General features: G+C 46.6%; 17 protein-coding genes. 3 read left to right on the top strand and 14 right to left on the bottom strand.

What is annotated here, in order from left to right:
- The first annotated feature begins 3 nt into the window (after positions 1–3).
- Positions 4–1119: a beta-ketoacyl synthase chain length factor gene (locus ACX0G9_RS19785; protein WP_459066686.1), complete on the top strand. Its 1116-nt coding sequence runs from the start codon at positions 4–6 to the stop codon at positions 1117–1119.
- Here the strand turns inward: ACX0G9_RS19785 and ACX0G9_RS19780 are convergent.
- The 10 genes from ACX0G9_RS19780 to acpS form a co-directional block, all read right to left on the bottom strand.
- Complete coding sequence (locus ACX0G9_RS19780; RefSeq protein ID WP_459066685.1) at positions 1076–1483, bottom strand: ApeI family dehydratase; 408 nt, start codon at positions 1481–1483, stop codon at positions 1076–1078. The two genes, ACX0G9_RS19785 and ACX0G9_RS19780, sit on opposite strands and share 44 nt — an antisense overlap.
- 274 nt (positions 1484–1757) lie before the next feature.
- Complete coding sequence (locus tag ACX0G9_RS19775) at positions 1758–2858, bottom strand: beta-ketoacyl synthase chain length factor (protein WP_459066684.1); 1101 nt, start codon at positions 2856–2858, stop codon at positions 1758–1760.
- Between the two features lies 1 nt (position 2859).
- The gene (locus ACX0G9_RS19770; RefSeq protein WP_459066683.1) at positions 2860–4092 is read right to left on the bottom strand and encodes a beta-ketoacyl-[acyl-carrier-protein] synthase family protein; all 1233 of its coding nucleotides are present in this window, start codon (positions 4090–4092) and stop codon (positions 2860–2862) included.
- A gap of 32 nt (positions 4093–4124) precedes the next feature.
- On the bottom strand, positions 4125–4847 hold the full coding sequence (locus tag ACX0G9_RS19765; protein WP_459066682.1) for a hypothetical protein: 723 nt from the start codon (positions 4845–4847) through the stop codon (positions 4125–4127).
- A 3-nt stretch (positions 4848–4850) separates the two neighbouring features.
- On the bottom strand, positions 4851–6086 hold the full coding sequence (locus ACX0G9_RS19760) for a beta-ketoacyl-[acyl-carrier-protein] synthase family protein (protein ID WP_459066681.1): 1236 nt from the start codon (positions 6084–6086) through the stop codon (positions 4851–4853).
- Positions 6087–6092: 6 nt separating this feature from the next.
- Positions 6093–6503, bottom strand: a complete 411-nt coding sequence (locus ACX0G9_RS19755; protein ID WP_459066680.1) for a 3-hydroxyacyl-ACP dehydratase — start codon at positions 6501–6503, stop codon at positions 6093–6095.
- 48 nt (positions 6504–6551) lie between these two features.
- Positions 6552–7280 (bottom strand): 3-oxoacyl-ACP reductase FabG, encoded by a 729-nt coding sequence (fabG, locus tag ACX0G9_RS19750; RefSeq protein WP_459066679.1) that lies wholly within the window; start codon positions 7278–7280, stop codon positions 6552–6554.
- 50 nt (positions 7281–7330) lie between these two features.
- A complete protein-coding gene (locus ACX0G9_RS19745) occupies positions 7331–8893 on the bottom strand; it encodes an HAL/PAL/TAL family ammonia-lyase (RefSeq protein WP_459066678.1) in 1563 nt (520 codons plus the stop codon).
- A gap of 150 nt (positions 8894–9043) precedes the next feature.
- On the bottom strand, positions 9044–10336 hold the full coding sequence (locus ACX0G9_RS19740) for a phenylacetate--CoA ligase family protein (protein ID WP_459066677.1): 1293 nt from the start codon (positions 10334–10336) through the stop codon (positions 9044–9046).
- On the bottom strand, positions 10333–10713 hold the full coding sequence (gene acpS, locus ACX0G9_RS19735) for a holo-ACP synthase (protein WP_459066676.1): 381 nt from the start codon (positions 10711–10713) through the stop codon (positions 10333–10335). The genes ACX0G9_RS19740 and acpS overlap by 4 nt, the downstream gene beginning before the upstream one ends.
- A 230-nt stretch (positions 10714–10943) precedes the next feature.
- On the opposite strand from acpS, the gene ruvC reads away from it, so the two are divergent.
- The gene (ruvC, locus tag ACX0G9_RS19730; RefSeq protein WP_459066675.1) at positions 10944–11543 is read left to right on the top strand and encodes a crossover junction endodeoxyribonuclease RuvC; all 600 of its coding nucleotides are present in this window, start codon (positions 10944–10946) and stop codon (positions 11541–11543) included.
- A 6-nt stretch (positions 11544–11549) separates the two neighbouring features.
- On the opposite strand, the gene ACX0G9_RS19725 is transcribed toward ruvC, so the two are convergent.
- From ACX0G9_RS19725 to rsmA, 4 genes are all read right to left on the bottom strand, one after another.
- Positions 11550–11948, bottom strand: coding sequence for an HIT family protein (locus ACX0G9_RS19725; RefSeq protein WP_459066674.1), 399 nt, complete (start codon positions 11946–11948; stop codon positions 11550–11552).
- A gap of 33 nt (positions 11949–11981) precedes the next feature.
- On the bottom strand, positions 11982–12452 hold the full coding sequence (gene greA, locus ACX0G9_RS19720) for a transcription elongation factor GreA (RefSeq protein WP_459066673.1): 471 nt from the start codon (positions 12450–12452) through the stop codon (positions 11982–11984).
- A gap of 176 nt (positions 12453–12628) precedes the next feature.
- The gene (locus ACX0G9_RS19715) at positions 12629–13552 is read right to left on the bottom strand and encodes an NAD(P)-dependent oxidoreductase (RefSeq protein ID WP_459066672.1); all 924 of its coding nucleotides are present in this window, start codon (positions 13550–13552) and stop codon (positions 12629–12631) included.
- A 64-nt stretch (positions 13553–13616) separates the two neighbouring features.
- A complete protein-coding gene (gene rsmA / locus ACX0G9_RS19710; protein ID WP_459066671.1) occupies positions 13617–14477 on the bottom strand; it encodes a 16S rRNA (adenine(1518)-N(6)/adenine(1519)-N(6))-dimethyltransferase RsmA in 861 nt (286 codons plus the stop codon).
- A gap of 34 nt (positions 14478–14511) precedes the next feature.
- On the opposite strand from rsmA, the gene pdxA reads away from it, so the two are divergent.
- Complete coding sequence (pdxA, locus tag ACX0G9_RS19705) at positions 14512–15606, top strand: 4-hydroxythreonine-4-phosphate dehydrogenase PdxA (protein ID WP_459066670.1); 1095 nt, start codon at positions 14512–14514, stop codon at positions 15604–15606.
- The last annotated feature ends 22 nt before the right edge of the window (positions 15607–15628 follow it).

Below are 15628 nucleotides of genomic sequence, written 5' to 3'. Positions count from 1 at the left end.
CTTATGTTTTATATCCACCATACCGCCTGCATCTCCCCGCAACAAAGTTTCCCCCCTGGGAAAACCGACCTGGGTCAGGTAGATGAATCCCTGGAAAATAAGCTGATTGCCCGGGAGCCTTCCTATGAGGGCCTGTCGAAAAATGCGGCGCGGAGAATGTCCAAATCTGTCAGAATGGGCGTGGGAACGGCCCTGGCCTTACTAAGCGACCCGCTGGATGATTTACGGAATAACTCGCTGAAGGACTTTCTGAACGGCATCATTATCGGAACCGCCCATACCGGAATGGAGGAGAGCATTCAATTCATGAAACAAATTATGGAACATGAGGAGGAGATGCTCACTCCAGGGGCATTTGTACAAAGCACCCCGAATACCCTTGGTTCCCAGATCAGCTTCCTCACCCGGAACAAGGGATACAATATTACGCATGTCCATAGCGGTCTTGCTTTTGAAAACGCCTTGATCGATGCAGCCATGTTGCTGAAAGAGAACCCATCAGACACCTATCTCCTGGGAGCAGCGGACGAGATAGGCGTTTACAACTATAATATTGATTATTTAGACGGCTGGTATAAAAAAGAACCCCTTTCCAATAAACGTTTGTATGAAGGGGATTCTCCCGGCAGCCTCGCGGGAGAAGGCGCTGCAATGTTTCTCATCAATAACAAAAAAGAAAATGCACTGGCGAAAGTTCAGGCGCTTTCCATCTTTCATGGTGAAGAACCGGCTAACGTTACCAGCCAGCTAAAGTCCTTTTTGGATCGTCAGCTGCAACAACTGCCTCCGGGGGAAAAGATTGACCTCTTGCTGACCGGGGAAAACGGAGATAACCGGCTATTGGACTTTTTTTCATCCTGCGAAGCTATCCTTGATAAAGACGTGACCATAGCCCGTTTTAAACATATGAGCGGAGAATATCCCACTGCGACGGCCTTCGCGCTCTGGCTTGCCTGCTCTCTGCCCGGGGGTCAGCCCCTTCCCCCGCACATGATAAAAAAGCCGGGCGCAAAAGCCTGCAATCCTTTTAAAAATGTGCTTATTTATAATAAGCACAGGGGCAACCAACATAGTTTTATGCTGGTGGAGAAGGTCGGGAAACTTGAAATCGCCCGCTGAATTTAAAGCATATCGAATCCCTGATCAGCAGGTTGGCAGATACCCCCAACAGGCCTTCCTCTTTCACAAGAAGGGTTAACCGCATCTCTCCTACCCGGTTTTCGTTAGGATCTATTGGTACCATAAATTTAAGCTGTTCGGCCAGGGTGAGGTTCCATTCTTTTCCTGTCAGGGTCTCTGTTATTTCTTTCACCATCTGCAACAGGCAGGCACCAGGTACGACTGGCCGGCCGGGAAAATGCCCATCAAATACCTTATGACGGGGGTTAAACTCCAGCTTTACGTTGAATGAATTATTCACCGTTCCGGGGGAACCCGGTTCCCCACGCACACTGATAATGGTAAAAAAATCATTCAGCAGCATTACTTTTCTATTATTATGGTAAAGGCCTTTTTGGAGGAGGTGGCGGTATGCCTTTGGGATGTGGAGGAGGTGGCGGGATATGAGGTTTGCGGACTTTTGGAAAATGGACCTTTTTGATCTTGATCTTTGGATGTCGGGGAGGAGGTCCGGGATGTCTCAAACCTCCCGGTGGCGGAGGTGGTGGCTTGGGTAATGACTGCCCGCTGACAAAAAACCCGGTAGCCAAAAGGCAAATAACCAGTAATAAAGTACGATGTTTCATGGCGTTTGTAATTTATGGTTTAACGGCCGACAGGTAAACCAGGGAGTGGTGGATACTAAGATAATGATTGTAAATGAGTATTCTTCTGATTGTTACAGGGTACCCGGCGGCCTGAGCCGGCCGGAGGTCCTTTATATTCTCCCTTCCGACCGTAGGGGGCACCATACCCGTTTTGATAATATTCGCCCCCAGCCATAGGGCAAAAGAGAGGGAGGTGGGATATTCCCCGCACAGGTGTTTATAAGGGACCAACCGGCAATGGTTAAAAACGGTTGACTCCAGTTCGTTATAAATAGCGTCGCCGGTAAGATCGCCATTTCTGCCAATTATTACCAGATCGATATCGGATAAAACGATCTGTTGCGCTTGCAGGAAAGAGGCAATACGATCCTCTATCGTCTTGGAATCTTTTGGCTTATAAAAAGTAGTGATGGCATCCAACTGCGCGTAATTATTTTTGGAAGCCCGGCTCGTCAATAAAAAAAAGGCCGCCCCTTCCCCCGCGATCGTTCCTTTTGAAAGAGAGGCAAACAGATCGAGATTGGAAACGGGTAAGCGTTTATACTGCCCCAAACGTGTTAGAAGAGTATGACTGATATCCGTGATCTCATCCACGCTGCCTGCCAATACATGGGAGGCTTCCTCCTCCTGTAATAACATCCGGGCATCCAGCAAGGCGCTTTCAAAGGAGAAACCCCGGTGAACAAAAGTATTGTTGTAGCAATGGCATTGTAGCAGCAGGGCGATCTGGCCCCCTACCGTATTATGGGTCGATTGGATAAAGGCGGTTGGTGGAAGCATTTCCTCTTCCTGCTCAATCAGCTTCGTTAAAAACAAGCCTGTATCCATCAGGCAGCCATAAGCGGTTCCGGTGACGATGGCATCAGGGCTTTTTATACCTGCATCCTGCAAACAAGCCGAAGCGGCAGCCACGCCCATCCGGATAATGCGGCTCATCCTTCGTATCGATTTTGTATCGATGAGGGTGGAATAATCAGGTTCGATACAGGACAAACGATTGCCGGTATACTCCACCGGTTCGGTCAGAAAAGGGGGTGGACCGAATGTTTGTTGTGGTGATATCGCTGCTATTGCCTGAATATAAATAGTCATCTTAACATGTTGAAAAGATCAGGGAAGAACAATTTCCACCGAACCCAAACGAATTGGACAGCACATGACCGATCCGTTCATTTTTAAAAAAGTTTGTTTCCGGGGCGAAGGGCAAGCCGGTCATCTGCGTTTGGAACCGGAGGTTGGGATAAATAAGGCCTTGTCTGACGGACAAGGCGGACAATACCGCTTCAATTCCTCCGCTTGCCCCCAACGTGTGACCAGTAAAGGATTTGGTGGAACTCATCCGGGGGTAGGTCGGCTCAAATAATCTTTTAATTGCGGTCCCTTCGGCCAAATCATTATTCTGCGTGCCTGTGCCATGCAGGTTGATATAATTAATATCGGATGGCTGCAGTCCGCTGCGTTCCAATGCGCCTATCATGGCGAGATAAGATCCTGTGCCATCCGGAGAAGAGGCGGTCTGATGATAGGCATCGTTGGCATTGCAATAACCACTGAGCCGGCAATATAATTCCGTTGCCATAGAGGCCGCTACTCTTTCGGAAACAAGAACGATATATCCCGCGCCTTCGCCCAGGTTCAACCCATTTCTATTTTCATCGAAGGGTTTGCAAGGTTCCTGATCCAGGATCATCAGCGTATTAAAACCATTCAGCGTAAATTTTGTCAACGCGTCGGCTCCACCTGTCACGGCCACATCAAGCAATCCTTGCCTGATCATCCGCGCTCCAAAAAAGATGGCATTCGCCGAAGAAGAACAGGCCGTACTGATGGTAGTGATATAATCGGTTATGTCCAGTTGATCGGCCACCCATTCGGTAACACTGCCGCATTCATGAAGAAGGACATCCCTCAATTTTCCTTTGCGGGGGTAGGTAAGAAAGGAGGCAAAGAATTTTTCTGTTTTATCCATTCCGCCCACGGTATTCGCAGAAATGAAGCCCGTGCGTAAAGAAGACCTGTTTTTAAGGCCCGCATCATCCAGGGCAGCTTTGGCAGCTACTTTACTTAACAAAGCAGTACGGCTTACCGGGGAGGCAGTTCCCGCCGGGCCGTAAGAAACTCCCGCTAACAAAGCCAGTTCCTCATTACTTAACTTTACTTCGGCTACAGGGATCTTTTGGCGGTGCGCGGTTTCCAGGTAAGTAATATCGCCCATCCCGGCTTGTTTGTGCTCCAAGGCGGAAAGACATTCGGCAACATCGTTACCGATCGCAGAAATGATTCCCACGCCAGCTACAAAAACACCCGGGTTGTTTTTTTTATCCATTTTTCACCTTGTTTTCTCCGTGTTTATCCTTGTCATCTACCTTGTTTCTTATCTTGTTTTCTTCGTGTTTTCTCCGTGTTTTCTCCGTGAAATAAACGGCGTATTTGTTCTTCCGTAAAATCGAGTTGTCCGGCAGTCAAAAGATCGTCTTCCCCTTCCTTTTTCTTTTCCACGAGGAACAAAGCGGCTTTGTATTCCTCCCCCAGCAGATCGACCCATCCGAAAATACAGGCTTGCAAAAGTTCATCGTCCATCAGGTTATTTACATACTCCTGCATAAAACCGGCGTCAAAATGGTCCGATATAAAAAAAGCATGTTCTCCTTTAAACTTATTCCGGATACAGATCTCGCCGATCATGATATTGGGCAGGGTATACACGAATAGGGAAGGGCTGGAAATATCCTTTACGGTGTCAAAATATTTAATATCCGTATCCAGGCTTGCATGGGCATTGGATAAAACCAGGCCGATTCCTTCCGCCCGGTAATTCCCGGGGTTAAACCCCTCTTTCAATAATATTTCTGTCGTGAGCCATCCCAGTTTACTCAAATTATCCATTTTATAGAATCGGGGATAATTCAGATCGAAAAACAGATATAAGGAAAGCAGGAAGCCGTTCAGACCCGGTTGAACCGGTTGACCTGATTGACTTGGCTGACCTGACTCATGCAGGTCCTTGCGGGTAAATACGGTCTCCCCGTTTTTGATAACCATGGCGTCTCCGATTATGCAACTGGCGGTGATACAATTCATAATTTACGCTTTACTCAGCACTAAGGCTGCATTACATCCGCCAAAACCGGAAGCTGTCTTCAAACAATTATTAAAAGCACCGGACAACAGCCCGGTACAAATATTCAACGGTTCTGTCAGACCGGGATATTCAAACCCCAGGGTAGGCAATACCAGTCCTTCTTTTAAGGATTGCAGGGAAACAATGGTCTCGATCAGACCGGCTGCACCCAATGTATGACCGTAATAACCTTTCAAACTATTAACGGGCACAGATTGCAGGTTAGCCAGGGTAATGGCCTTCGCTTCCATTTCGTCGTTATAGACCGTAGCTGTGCCATGCGCCGAAATAAAATCAATATCGGCCGCTGAAAGGCCCGAGTCCTTTATCGTTTTTGTTATGGCGTAGCCAAGTTCCTCTCCCGTGCGGGAGGGCGCCGAAAGATGATTGGCATCATTGCTGATCGCCCCTCCTGAAATCTTTATTCCTCCTGTACCTCCTGCATATTGCTTTTGAGAAGAAAGAATGACCGTGGCAGCCCCTTCCCCCAAATTTATCCCATCCCGGTCCTTGTCAAAAGGTTTACAATGTCCCGGGCTGATGGCCTGAAAGGATTGAAAACCGGACAAAACGAATTTTGAGATGACATCGGCCCCGGCGACCACCGCTTGACCATACCGGCCGGATCGTATCAATCGCATGCCCGTTAAAATGGCCATTATTCCCGATATACAGGCATTGGAAATAACGACCGGAGGGTTGACGAACCCAAAATAAGCAGCCACTAACCTGGCGGAAGTTGTCATGGAAATCCGATCCGATAATTCGTGTGTATTCGTCCGGGCCTCTCCCGTTGGAGTTTCCAGCAGGCTTATGTTTCCTTTGGTGGAAGAAAGGATAAGAATTGTTTTTTCGCTCCGGGTATCGATCCCGCCATCTTGTAAAGCATCGCTGATGGAAGCAATTAGCAGTTGCTCGAACCTGGTATAGGAGCCCGGAGCGCCAAAGTTATTTCCAGGCAGATTTTTTCCAGACAGATTTTTTCCAGACAGGATCATTCCAGATCTATTCTTTTCGAAAAGGTTTCTCTCAAACAGGCTTTTCTCAAACAAGGAAGCATAAAATGGCTCTGCAGACATCGTTGGTTCCTCCTGTCTTTTAACACCGGAAATGCCTTTTTTAAGCTGCAGAAAATTATCGGCAGTAGTGACTCCCAACGGAGAAACAATATTATCGGAAACAATAAAAATGGCTGACATAAATTTTCAAATAAAAATCTTCATTTCACATTGGGCCAATATTACTCCATTGCACCATACTTTGCCCGAAATGACCGTAGCGTTAAATATTTGCTCTTCTATCCGGATCTCCGTGATCAACTCATCGTTAATTTTTGGCAATCCGGAAATCTGCAGGTTCTTAACGGCGCCAATATATCCCACCTGAACCGGTTTGTTTTCTATTCTGGAAATGGAGCCTGCCCCGGCGGCGGCAGTCTGGGCCATATTTTCCATTAAACCCGGCTCACGAAACAAACCATCTTCCACAAAAATATTCTCCTCCGGTACCCGAAAAGCGGTCCTGGCCATTTTCCCGTCGGAGTAAAGCAATTGATCGATCATGACAAAGGGCGGTCTTTGCGGAATAAGGGACAACATAGTTTCTTCAGGATGCATAACCGGGCAATTTTGGTAATACAATCAGGAATACCGTCAAAAATACCATCAGGAATATAATCCACCGTTAATGGATAGGACCTCCGCCGTTATATAAGCCGCTTCCCCGGAGGCCAGGAAGCCCACTGCGTACGCCACTTCCTCAGGTGATCCGAATCGCCTGACCGGGATCGCCCTTACCATTTCCTTTTCATCCAATCCTTCCGTCATATCCGTTTTAATTAAACCCGGAGCCACGGCGTTTACCGTGATTCCCTGCCTGCCTACTTCCTGAGCAAGCGCTTTGGTGGCGCCGATCACGCCCGCTTTGGCTGCCGAATAATTGGTTTGACCAGGAAGACCTTTCTGTCCTGATAAGGAAACAATATTGATTATTCTTCCATATCTTTTTAACAACATTCCATTTAAGACCAGCCGGGTGACAAAGAAAAAACTATCCAAATTATTTTTTATAACCCTCTCCCATTGTTCATCCTTCATAAAGAACATCAGGGAGTCGTCCTTTATGCCGGCGTTGTTTACCAGTACTTCAATATATTTTTCTCTTTGGGTCTCTATCCAGTTTCCAAGGACCTTCTGCACTTCTTCCTTATTTGATACATCGAACGGTATTAATTCGCCATCTCCTCCGTTATCCTTTATTTGTGAAAGCGTTATTCCGGCTTCTTCGGTATTGGTTTTATAATTGACCAGGACATAATAACCCATCCGGGCCATTTTAATACAGATGGCCCTGCCTATTCCTCTTGATCCACCAGTAACTAATGCACATTTCATGAAAAGTGGCTTAAGATATTCTATTGTTGTTTTTCCCCTGTCTTTACTAATTAAGAAAACACGAGTTCCTTGCACAAAATAGCCGGATCTGTTCCTTCCAAAAAGTTTTTGATTCTTTCCAGGTCCTTATATTTAGGCGAATCCTCAATAAATTTTGGAAATAGTTTTCTTGCACTCTTATATAGAGAACGGGTATGGGGCGCCAGCCTCACCACACAATCCAAATAATCGATCGCCTGCAAAAGGGTCATCAACTGAATGCCCAGTACCTCAAAAGAGCTGTCAATTACTCTTTTCGCCATCAATGCCGCATTACAACCCATACTTACAATGTCCTGGTTATCGTTGTTATTGGGAATGCTGTGGACATACATGGGAAAGGACAGGGTCTGGTTCTCCGCAACAGTAGAAGTAGCGGTGAATTGCATACCCTGCATGCCGAAATTCAATCCCAATACGCCGAGATTGACGAAAGGCGGAAATTTCTGGTTCAGCTTATCATTTAAAAGATAATTCAACTGTCTTTCCGAAAGCATGGACAATTTGGTGATGGCGATCTTCAGTTTATCCATTTCCAGGGAAATATAATCTCCATGAAAATTCCCGCCATGAAAGATATTCTGATTGACGTGGTCAATCACGGGGTTATCGTTCACTGAATTCAATTCATCCACCACTATTTTTTCCGTCTGGCAAAGGGTATCATAGATGGGGCCCAGGACCTGCGTAATACATCGCAACGAATAATATTCCTGCACTTTATCTTCATAGACCTCCTGTTCAAGACTTCCCGGATGATATAAATGTTCGGTCCTTTTGCGGATCATTTTGCTATCCTGCAGGACCGCACGCAGCATGGCGGCAATTCTGTTCTGTCCTTTATGGTGTTTTACAATATTTAATTCGAAGGAATAATGGTCATCGAATGCCTCGACCACTTCATTGGTCAATGCGGACAGGAAAACGGACCATCCCAATATTTTTTTAGCCTGTAAAATATTCACCAGACCGATACCCGTCATCGCCGAAGTGCCATTCAAAATAGCCAGACCCTCCCGGATATGAATAGAAAGAGGCTTTATACTGAACCGGTCGAATATGGATTTGGTGGCATGTACCTCACCTTCAAAGAGCACTTCCCCTTCACCGATCAATGTCAGCCCGAGATGGGCCAATTGTATCAGGTCTCCGCTGGCGCCCACCCCTCCATGTTCGTAAATACAGGGATTGATATTTTTATTGATCAGTTCCCGGAGTAATTCGACCACTTCGGTATGCACTCCGGAATATCCCAGCATCAAACTGTTCAGACGGGCGATCATGACCGCTTTCACTAAATGAGCAGGTAAAAGTTGCCCGCTTCCGGAACTATGACTCCGGATAAGATTATACTGAAGCTGTAAAAGATCTTCCTCCTTTACCCTGTACTGGGCCATAGGTCCGAATCCGGTGTTTATTCCGTAAATCAATTTGTCAGCCGAAAAATGTTGCAGAAAACGAAAATTAACGGCAATATTCTCTAAAGCAGACTCCTCTAAAACAACTGCCTTTTTCTTATAAAGAATGTCCGAAAACTCTTCCAAAGAAAGAATATTTTGTCCAACAGTCACCATGTTCCCGTTTGTTTTAAACTTATAAAATATTAATAATCAATTGAATAAACGATTTTAAGCCAGGGAGGTCGGGACAGAGCCCTAAAACCAGTCCTTTGGACGCCAATTTTCAAAGTTATGCCATTTATGAGTTGCCGGATTTTAGTTTTTTCACCTTCGCCTGTCAATAAATCTGACGGGCTTCCTGCTTGATTCAGGAAAATGCATTTTTTGTATTTCTTCAGCGGAAACGTAGGTAATATGGGGACTTACCCGCAACCGGGCCTGCAAATAAGCTCTGATCCGGTGATCGCTGGCCTCGTTACGCGTGGCCGGAAGCAGGTAGAGCCGCACTTCATCCAAGCCGATTTCATTGGAATAAACCTCCACCACGCTATCCGTGATCTCCTCCATTTCATTCAACAGATCGAAGAGGGCGGGAGGATAAAGGGTAGTCCCTTTAAATTTGATCATTTGTTTTTTTCGGCCTATTACGGGAGACAGGCGTAAACTCGTCCGGCCGCAAACACAGGGTTCATCAAAATACTGGCAGATATCCCCGGTCTTATAGCGGAGAAGCGGCATGCCTTCCACTCCTAATGTGGTAATCGTAACTTCACCGGATGTATGGGGCCCTACGGGGCGATTGTTCTCATCCAGCAATTCCACGATGAGTAATTCGGGCTGAAGGTGCCCTCCGCAACCCGTACTGCATTCTGTAAATGCCGTTTGCATTTCAGTGGAAGCGTAGGTGGAAAAGAGCTGGATATCCCAGCTTTCTTTAATTTTTTTACCCAGTATATTTAACGAAAAATCGGTGTTGCGTATATTCTCCCCGATGCAAATGGCTTTCTTAACAGAAGAATGATTAAGATCGATCCCGGCCTCTTTGGCAAATTGAATTAACTTAAGGATAAAAGAAGGAACGGCTACGATAGCCGTTGGCTTAAGCCTCCGGATCGTTTCCCATTGAAGCGAAGGGACGCCTGGCCCCAGCCGGATGATACCTGCTCCCAGTTTACGGAGGCCCGAATAGTAGGCTATACCGGCCATAAATTGCCTGTCAAGCGTTAGCATCAACTGGTAAACATCCTCTGCGGATCCATCAGCGCATACAAAAGAAGAATATTCATTATAGGCTAAACGATTCAGATCATTTTCGGTTAGCGCGATGGTGACCGGGCTGCCTAATGTTCCGGAAGTGGAAGCATATTCAATGATCTTATCGCGGGGCACACATAAAAAATCCTCATTGCGCCGCTGCAGGTCTTCCTTGTCGGTGACAGGAAGCAAGGAAAGATCCCTGATGGTTTTGATGGTCGTTATATCTATCCTGTTTTTTGAAAATAGTTCCCGGTAAAAAGGAGAATTTCCATCAAGGTAGGCGCACAATTCCTGCAGTTTTTGTTCCTGCATGCTCTTTAATCTATCGGCCGGTTGAAAGGCAGCTTCTGAAAAACTCATGATACTTTTTCTATAATTACTACTGCGGATGCTATTGTCTTAATGTGCGACAAAGAAACGGATATTTTGATGACTCCCCAGGAAACCATGGTGTTTTTTGTGGCACCCAGCAAAGCCAGTTCCGGTTTCCCGGCAGTATCATTTATTATTTCCACTTCATTAAAGGCGGTCCCTTCTGACCATCCCTTTCCAATGGCTTTAAAAAAAGCTTCTTTGGCGGCAAAACGGGCGGCATAATGTTCAAACTTATTCGTTTTTGCTTCGCAATACGCAATTTCATTTTTTGAGAAAACAAGTTCCCGGAAGCCGGCCTCCTTGGCGAGTCCGGCAGCTACCCGTTCGACTTCTATTACATCAATTCCCAGTCCTGCAATCATAGAGCATACTTAATAAATTACCGGGATAAACCCCTGCTAAACCTCGAATACCAGATATCGCCCAAAAGATAAGAACAAAATCTTCGGCAGAAGCCCTCCGGTCGAAATTTTCTACAACATTTATTAAGGTGGGAATTGCCTATTATTTTGATATTTTTGTCCAATCGCAGATTCTGACAATCTGATTCAAAAACAGATTCTGACAACCCGATTCAAAAAAAGTCTTCCTCTTGCAAAAACAATCTAAAATTATTCTAGGCATCGATCCGGGTACGGTGATAATGGGATATGGTCTGGTATTATGCTCCGGAAGTCAGATCACCCTGATCGCGATGGGTGTATTAAAACTTTCGGCAAAAAAAGACGCCTATGAACGATTGAGGCTGATCCATAAAAAAGTGAAGGAGCTCATCACAGAATACCAACCCCATGAATTCGCCGTTGAAGCCCCCTTCTTCGGAAAGAACGTTCAGAGTATGCTCAAACTGGGACGGGCACAAGGGGTCGCTATCGCCACTGCTATGAATGCCGGGCTTCCCGTCACCGAGTATTCCCCGAAAAAAGTCAAACAATCCGTCACCGGAAACGGAAATTCCGGGAAAGAACAGGTCTGGAAAATGCTGCAGCATATCCTGAAACTGGAGGAACATATCAAAGAATATGATGCTTCCGATGCGTTGGCGGTTGCGGTTTGTCACCATTTTCAGCAGCCCTCACCTGAAAGGTCAATCCCTTCGGGCAAAACGCAGCTGAAGGGAGGTCCCGGAAAAAAACTGGGCGGCTGGGGTGATTTTATCAAACAAAATCCCGGAAAGATCCGTACACGATAGGAGCAATCAGTTATGATCAAGTTCGCGGAGGATCTTTTCCTGAGCGGACTTTAATTGTTCCGGGCTTAATTTAAGCTTACCCCGGGTAAAGTTCAGGTCATCGGCATCATCCAAAGGGACCAGGTGCAGATGGGCATGCGGTACTTCCAATCCCACTACCGCCAGGCCGCAACGATTGCAGGCAAAAGCTTTTTCGATGGCCCGGGCGATAGGTTTGGCAAACAGAAGCAGGTTACCCAGATAATCATCGGGCACATCAAAAAATTTGTCGATTTCTATTTTCGGCACGATCAGCGTATGCCCTTCGCGCAGCGGAAATATATCGAGAAAAGCAAAGAACTGATCGTTCTCCGCGATCTTATACGCCGGAATTTGTCCGGCTATGATCTTTGAGAAAATCGTCATAAAAAAATTTGCCGGAAGATACGACAACAGACTTTACACGGTTATATTTTCTACTTTGAATTGCAGGGTGCCGGCCGGCACCTTTACTTCGGCCACGTCACCTACCAGTTTGCCCAGTAGCCCCTTTCCGATAGGGGATGTAACGGATATTTTTCCCAGCTTCAGATCCGCTTCTTTTTCGGATACTAATTGATAGGTAAGCAGTTTTTTATTGGTCAGATTGGTAACCGTAACTTTTGTAAGGATAGATACCTTACTGGTATCGATGGTTCCTTCGTCCAGGACACGGGCATTCGAAAGGTCACTGTCCAGTTTCTGGATTTTGGCTTCCAGGAGGCCCTGGGCATCTTTGGCAGCATCGTATTCGGCATTCTCCCGGAGATCTCCCTTTTCCCGGGCTTCTGCAATGGCCCTGGAGGCTGCGGGTCTTTCAATTGCCTTCAATCTCTGCAGTTCTTCTTTCAACTGGTCAAGCGCATCTTTGGTGAAATAGGTAAAACTCATATTTCCCTCCTTTCGGTTTATAGTAAAGAAAAAAATACAACGCCTCAGAAGATTTCCAAAGCGTTGCACTATTTAAGTAAAGATAAATGAAATTACACAATCCAAAAAATTACAGAATCTGCCCGGAATACTTCGGCATTACCACCGGCCATAAGCAGGGAATGGGTCCGCCCCCCCTACAATCCCAATTTTTTTAACACTACCTCAGACATTTTCAGGAAGGCCTCATGGCTGTAGCCGGCAATATGCGGGGTAATCAGCACGTCCGGTCTGTCCAGAAGCTGTTCCAACTGCTGTTTTTGAGCTGCGGTATAGGTATCCAGCTTTTCGTTCTCCAGTACATCCAGGGCGGCCCCGGCGATCTTTCCCTTTTCCAGGGCCCGGATCAGGGCGGCCGTATCGTGGACTTTCCCCCTGGAAGCATTGATAAACCAGGGTTTTTGTTCCAAAGAATCAAAAAAGGCATCTCCGGCCATATGCAAGGTCTCTTCTGTGAGCGGCACATGAAAACTGACCACATCGGCATACCGGGCGACCTGCTCCAGGGAGGCTTCCCGCACATTCCCTTTGGCAAAACCGTACTGGTATTTATCATATGCCAGGATGGTCACATCAAAAGAAGACAAAAGTTTGGCGAAAGCTCCACCGGCATTACCAAAACCTATGATTCCCACCGTTTTGCCGGTAAGCTCCGTTCCCCGGTTGGCATCCCGGATCCATTTACCTTCTTTTACCTCCCGGGTGCTGACGCTGATCTTATTCATCAGATTCAACAACATACCCAGAACATGCTCTCCCACAGCATTACGATTGCCCTCCGGGCTGCTCACACAAAGGATCCCCTTCGATTCTGCGTATTCTGTATCGATCAGCTCCATTCCACTGCCAAGCCGACCTATCCATTTGAGACCCGGCGCCCGGTCCAGGATATTCCTGTCGATCTTCAGCCTCGTCGTTACGATAAGGCCCTCCATATCTGTAATGGCCGTTTGCAGTTCCTCATAACTGATCTGAGGGGAATAGACCACCGAATATCCTTTTTGGGTCAATCTTTCTGCCATGAATTCATGGACTTTGGCCGTAATAATGACTTTTCTCATCGGGGTTGTTTATCGGTTTGCGGCCTTATTCAGGCACTAATTCCGCGCGCAAATCTAAGGCTGTTCAACGCATCTTCCAGGTCAAAGCTGCAAAATCATCCACAGATAATTGTTCTGCCCTTAATTGGAAAAGGGGATCCTGGAGAACCGTGTCCTCAAAAAGAGGTTTAACGGCATTGCGAAGAGTCTTTCTACGTTGATTAAAGGCCGTCTTTACCAGCAGAAAAAACTTTTTTTCATCGCGCATCTTGGGGATATCCGTTCGGGGAACCAATTGAATCACCGCGCTTTTCACTTTTGGAGGAGGGTTAAAACACTGCTCGCTTACCTCGAACAGGTATTCCACTTTGAAAAAGGCCTGAATCAGGACGCTGATCACGCCATAAACTTTGTTGCCTTTTGGCGCGGCCACCCTTTGAGCCACCTCTTTCTGGAACATGCCGGTGACCGTTTCCAGCAAATCTTTCCATTCCAGCATTTTGAAAAGGATCTGGGAGGAGATATTATAGGGGAAGTTTCCGACCACCGTAAATTTATCATCGAACGGCCTTGCCATATCCAGGATACTTTCGTGGAGAATCCTCCCCTGGAGCGAAGGCCAGGTCTTTTCTAAATACCGTATTTTTTCTTCGTCCAGTTCCACCGCCTTGAAATCGATTCCTTCGGACTCCAGAAAATACTTGGTAAGTGCGCCTGCACCAGGACCTACTTCCAGCAAACGCCCTTTTATGAAATCTGCTTTTACAGTATCCGGAAAGGAAACGGATATATCGTCTGTTTTCAGACCAGGCCCAGGCTCCATTGCCTTAAAGGAGGGGGTATCCAGTACAGTTGCCACGATTTTGCGGGAAATATTCTCATCCCGTAAAAAATGCTGACCAAGGGATTTTTTGAGGGTATACATCGGTGGAGCAAATGTACCCATAAAAACACTACCTTCATACCCGAAAAATAAGCGCATGAGCCTACCACAACAAAGACCTGTTATAGGAATTTCCGTCGGTGACCTGAATGGGATCGGAGCTGAATTGATCATCAAAACCTTTTCGGACCAACGGATACTGGAATTATGTACGCCGGTGATCTTTGCGTCTAACAAAGTGATCAATTTTTACCGCAAATCCGTTCCTGAGATCAATTTCGTCTATCAGACCACCAAGGAAATTTCCCGGATCGCCCATAAACAGGTCAATGTTTTTAACTGCTGGGAGGAAGAAATCGCCATCGTTCCCGGTCAATTGACCGATATCGGAGGTAATTATGCCGTTAAATCCCTGGTAATGGCCGTTGAGGCCTTAAGAGATAAAAAGATCCAGGGGCTCGTAACTGCCCCCATCCATAAAAAAAATACACAATCTCCTTCTTTTAATTTCACGGGACATACCCCTTACCTGAAACATGCCTTCAATGCCAATGATGTGCTGATGCTGATGGTATCGGAAAATTTCAGGGTGGGTCTGGTAACCGAACATGTCCCGGTACGTGAAATCGCTCAGCATATTACCCGGGAAGCCATACTTTCCAAACTCAATATCCTGAAGGATAGCCTGATCAGGGATTTTGGTATCGACAAACCCAAAATTGCCGTCCTGGGTCTGAACCCGCATGCCGGCGACGAAGGCTTGATCGGAAAAGAAGACGAGGAGATCATCAAACCTGCGATTAAGGATGCCAAACACAACATGCTTGTTTATGGCCCTTTTAGCGCAGATGCCTTTTTTGCCCGTAACCAGCAATCGAAATTCGATGCAGTCCTGGCCATGTATCATGACCAGGGGCTGATACCCTTCAAATCCCTCGCTATTGGGGAAGGCGTGAACTACACAGCCGGTCTTCCCATGGTAAGAACCTCACCCGATCACGGAACGGCCTTCGACATTGCAGGAAAGAACAAAGCTGATAGCGCCTCTTTCCTCGCCGCTATCTACACCTGTCTGGATATCATCAGCAGCCGCCAGGAATATGAGGACAACCGGAAGAATCCCCTTAGAAAACTGGGCTCGGTTGTAATCGGGAATGCAGAAGACGAGAAGATCGAAGGGAACCGGGGTTAAATTAACAGCTCAAATAGGTTTG

The organism is Flavitalea flava, from assembly GCF_054461575.1.
The sequence above is the reverse complement of the archived record's forward strand: the minus strand, read 5'-3'. Positions and strand labels throughout refer to the sequence as shown.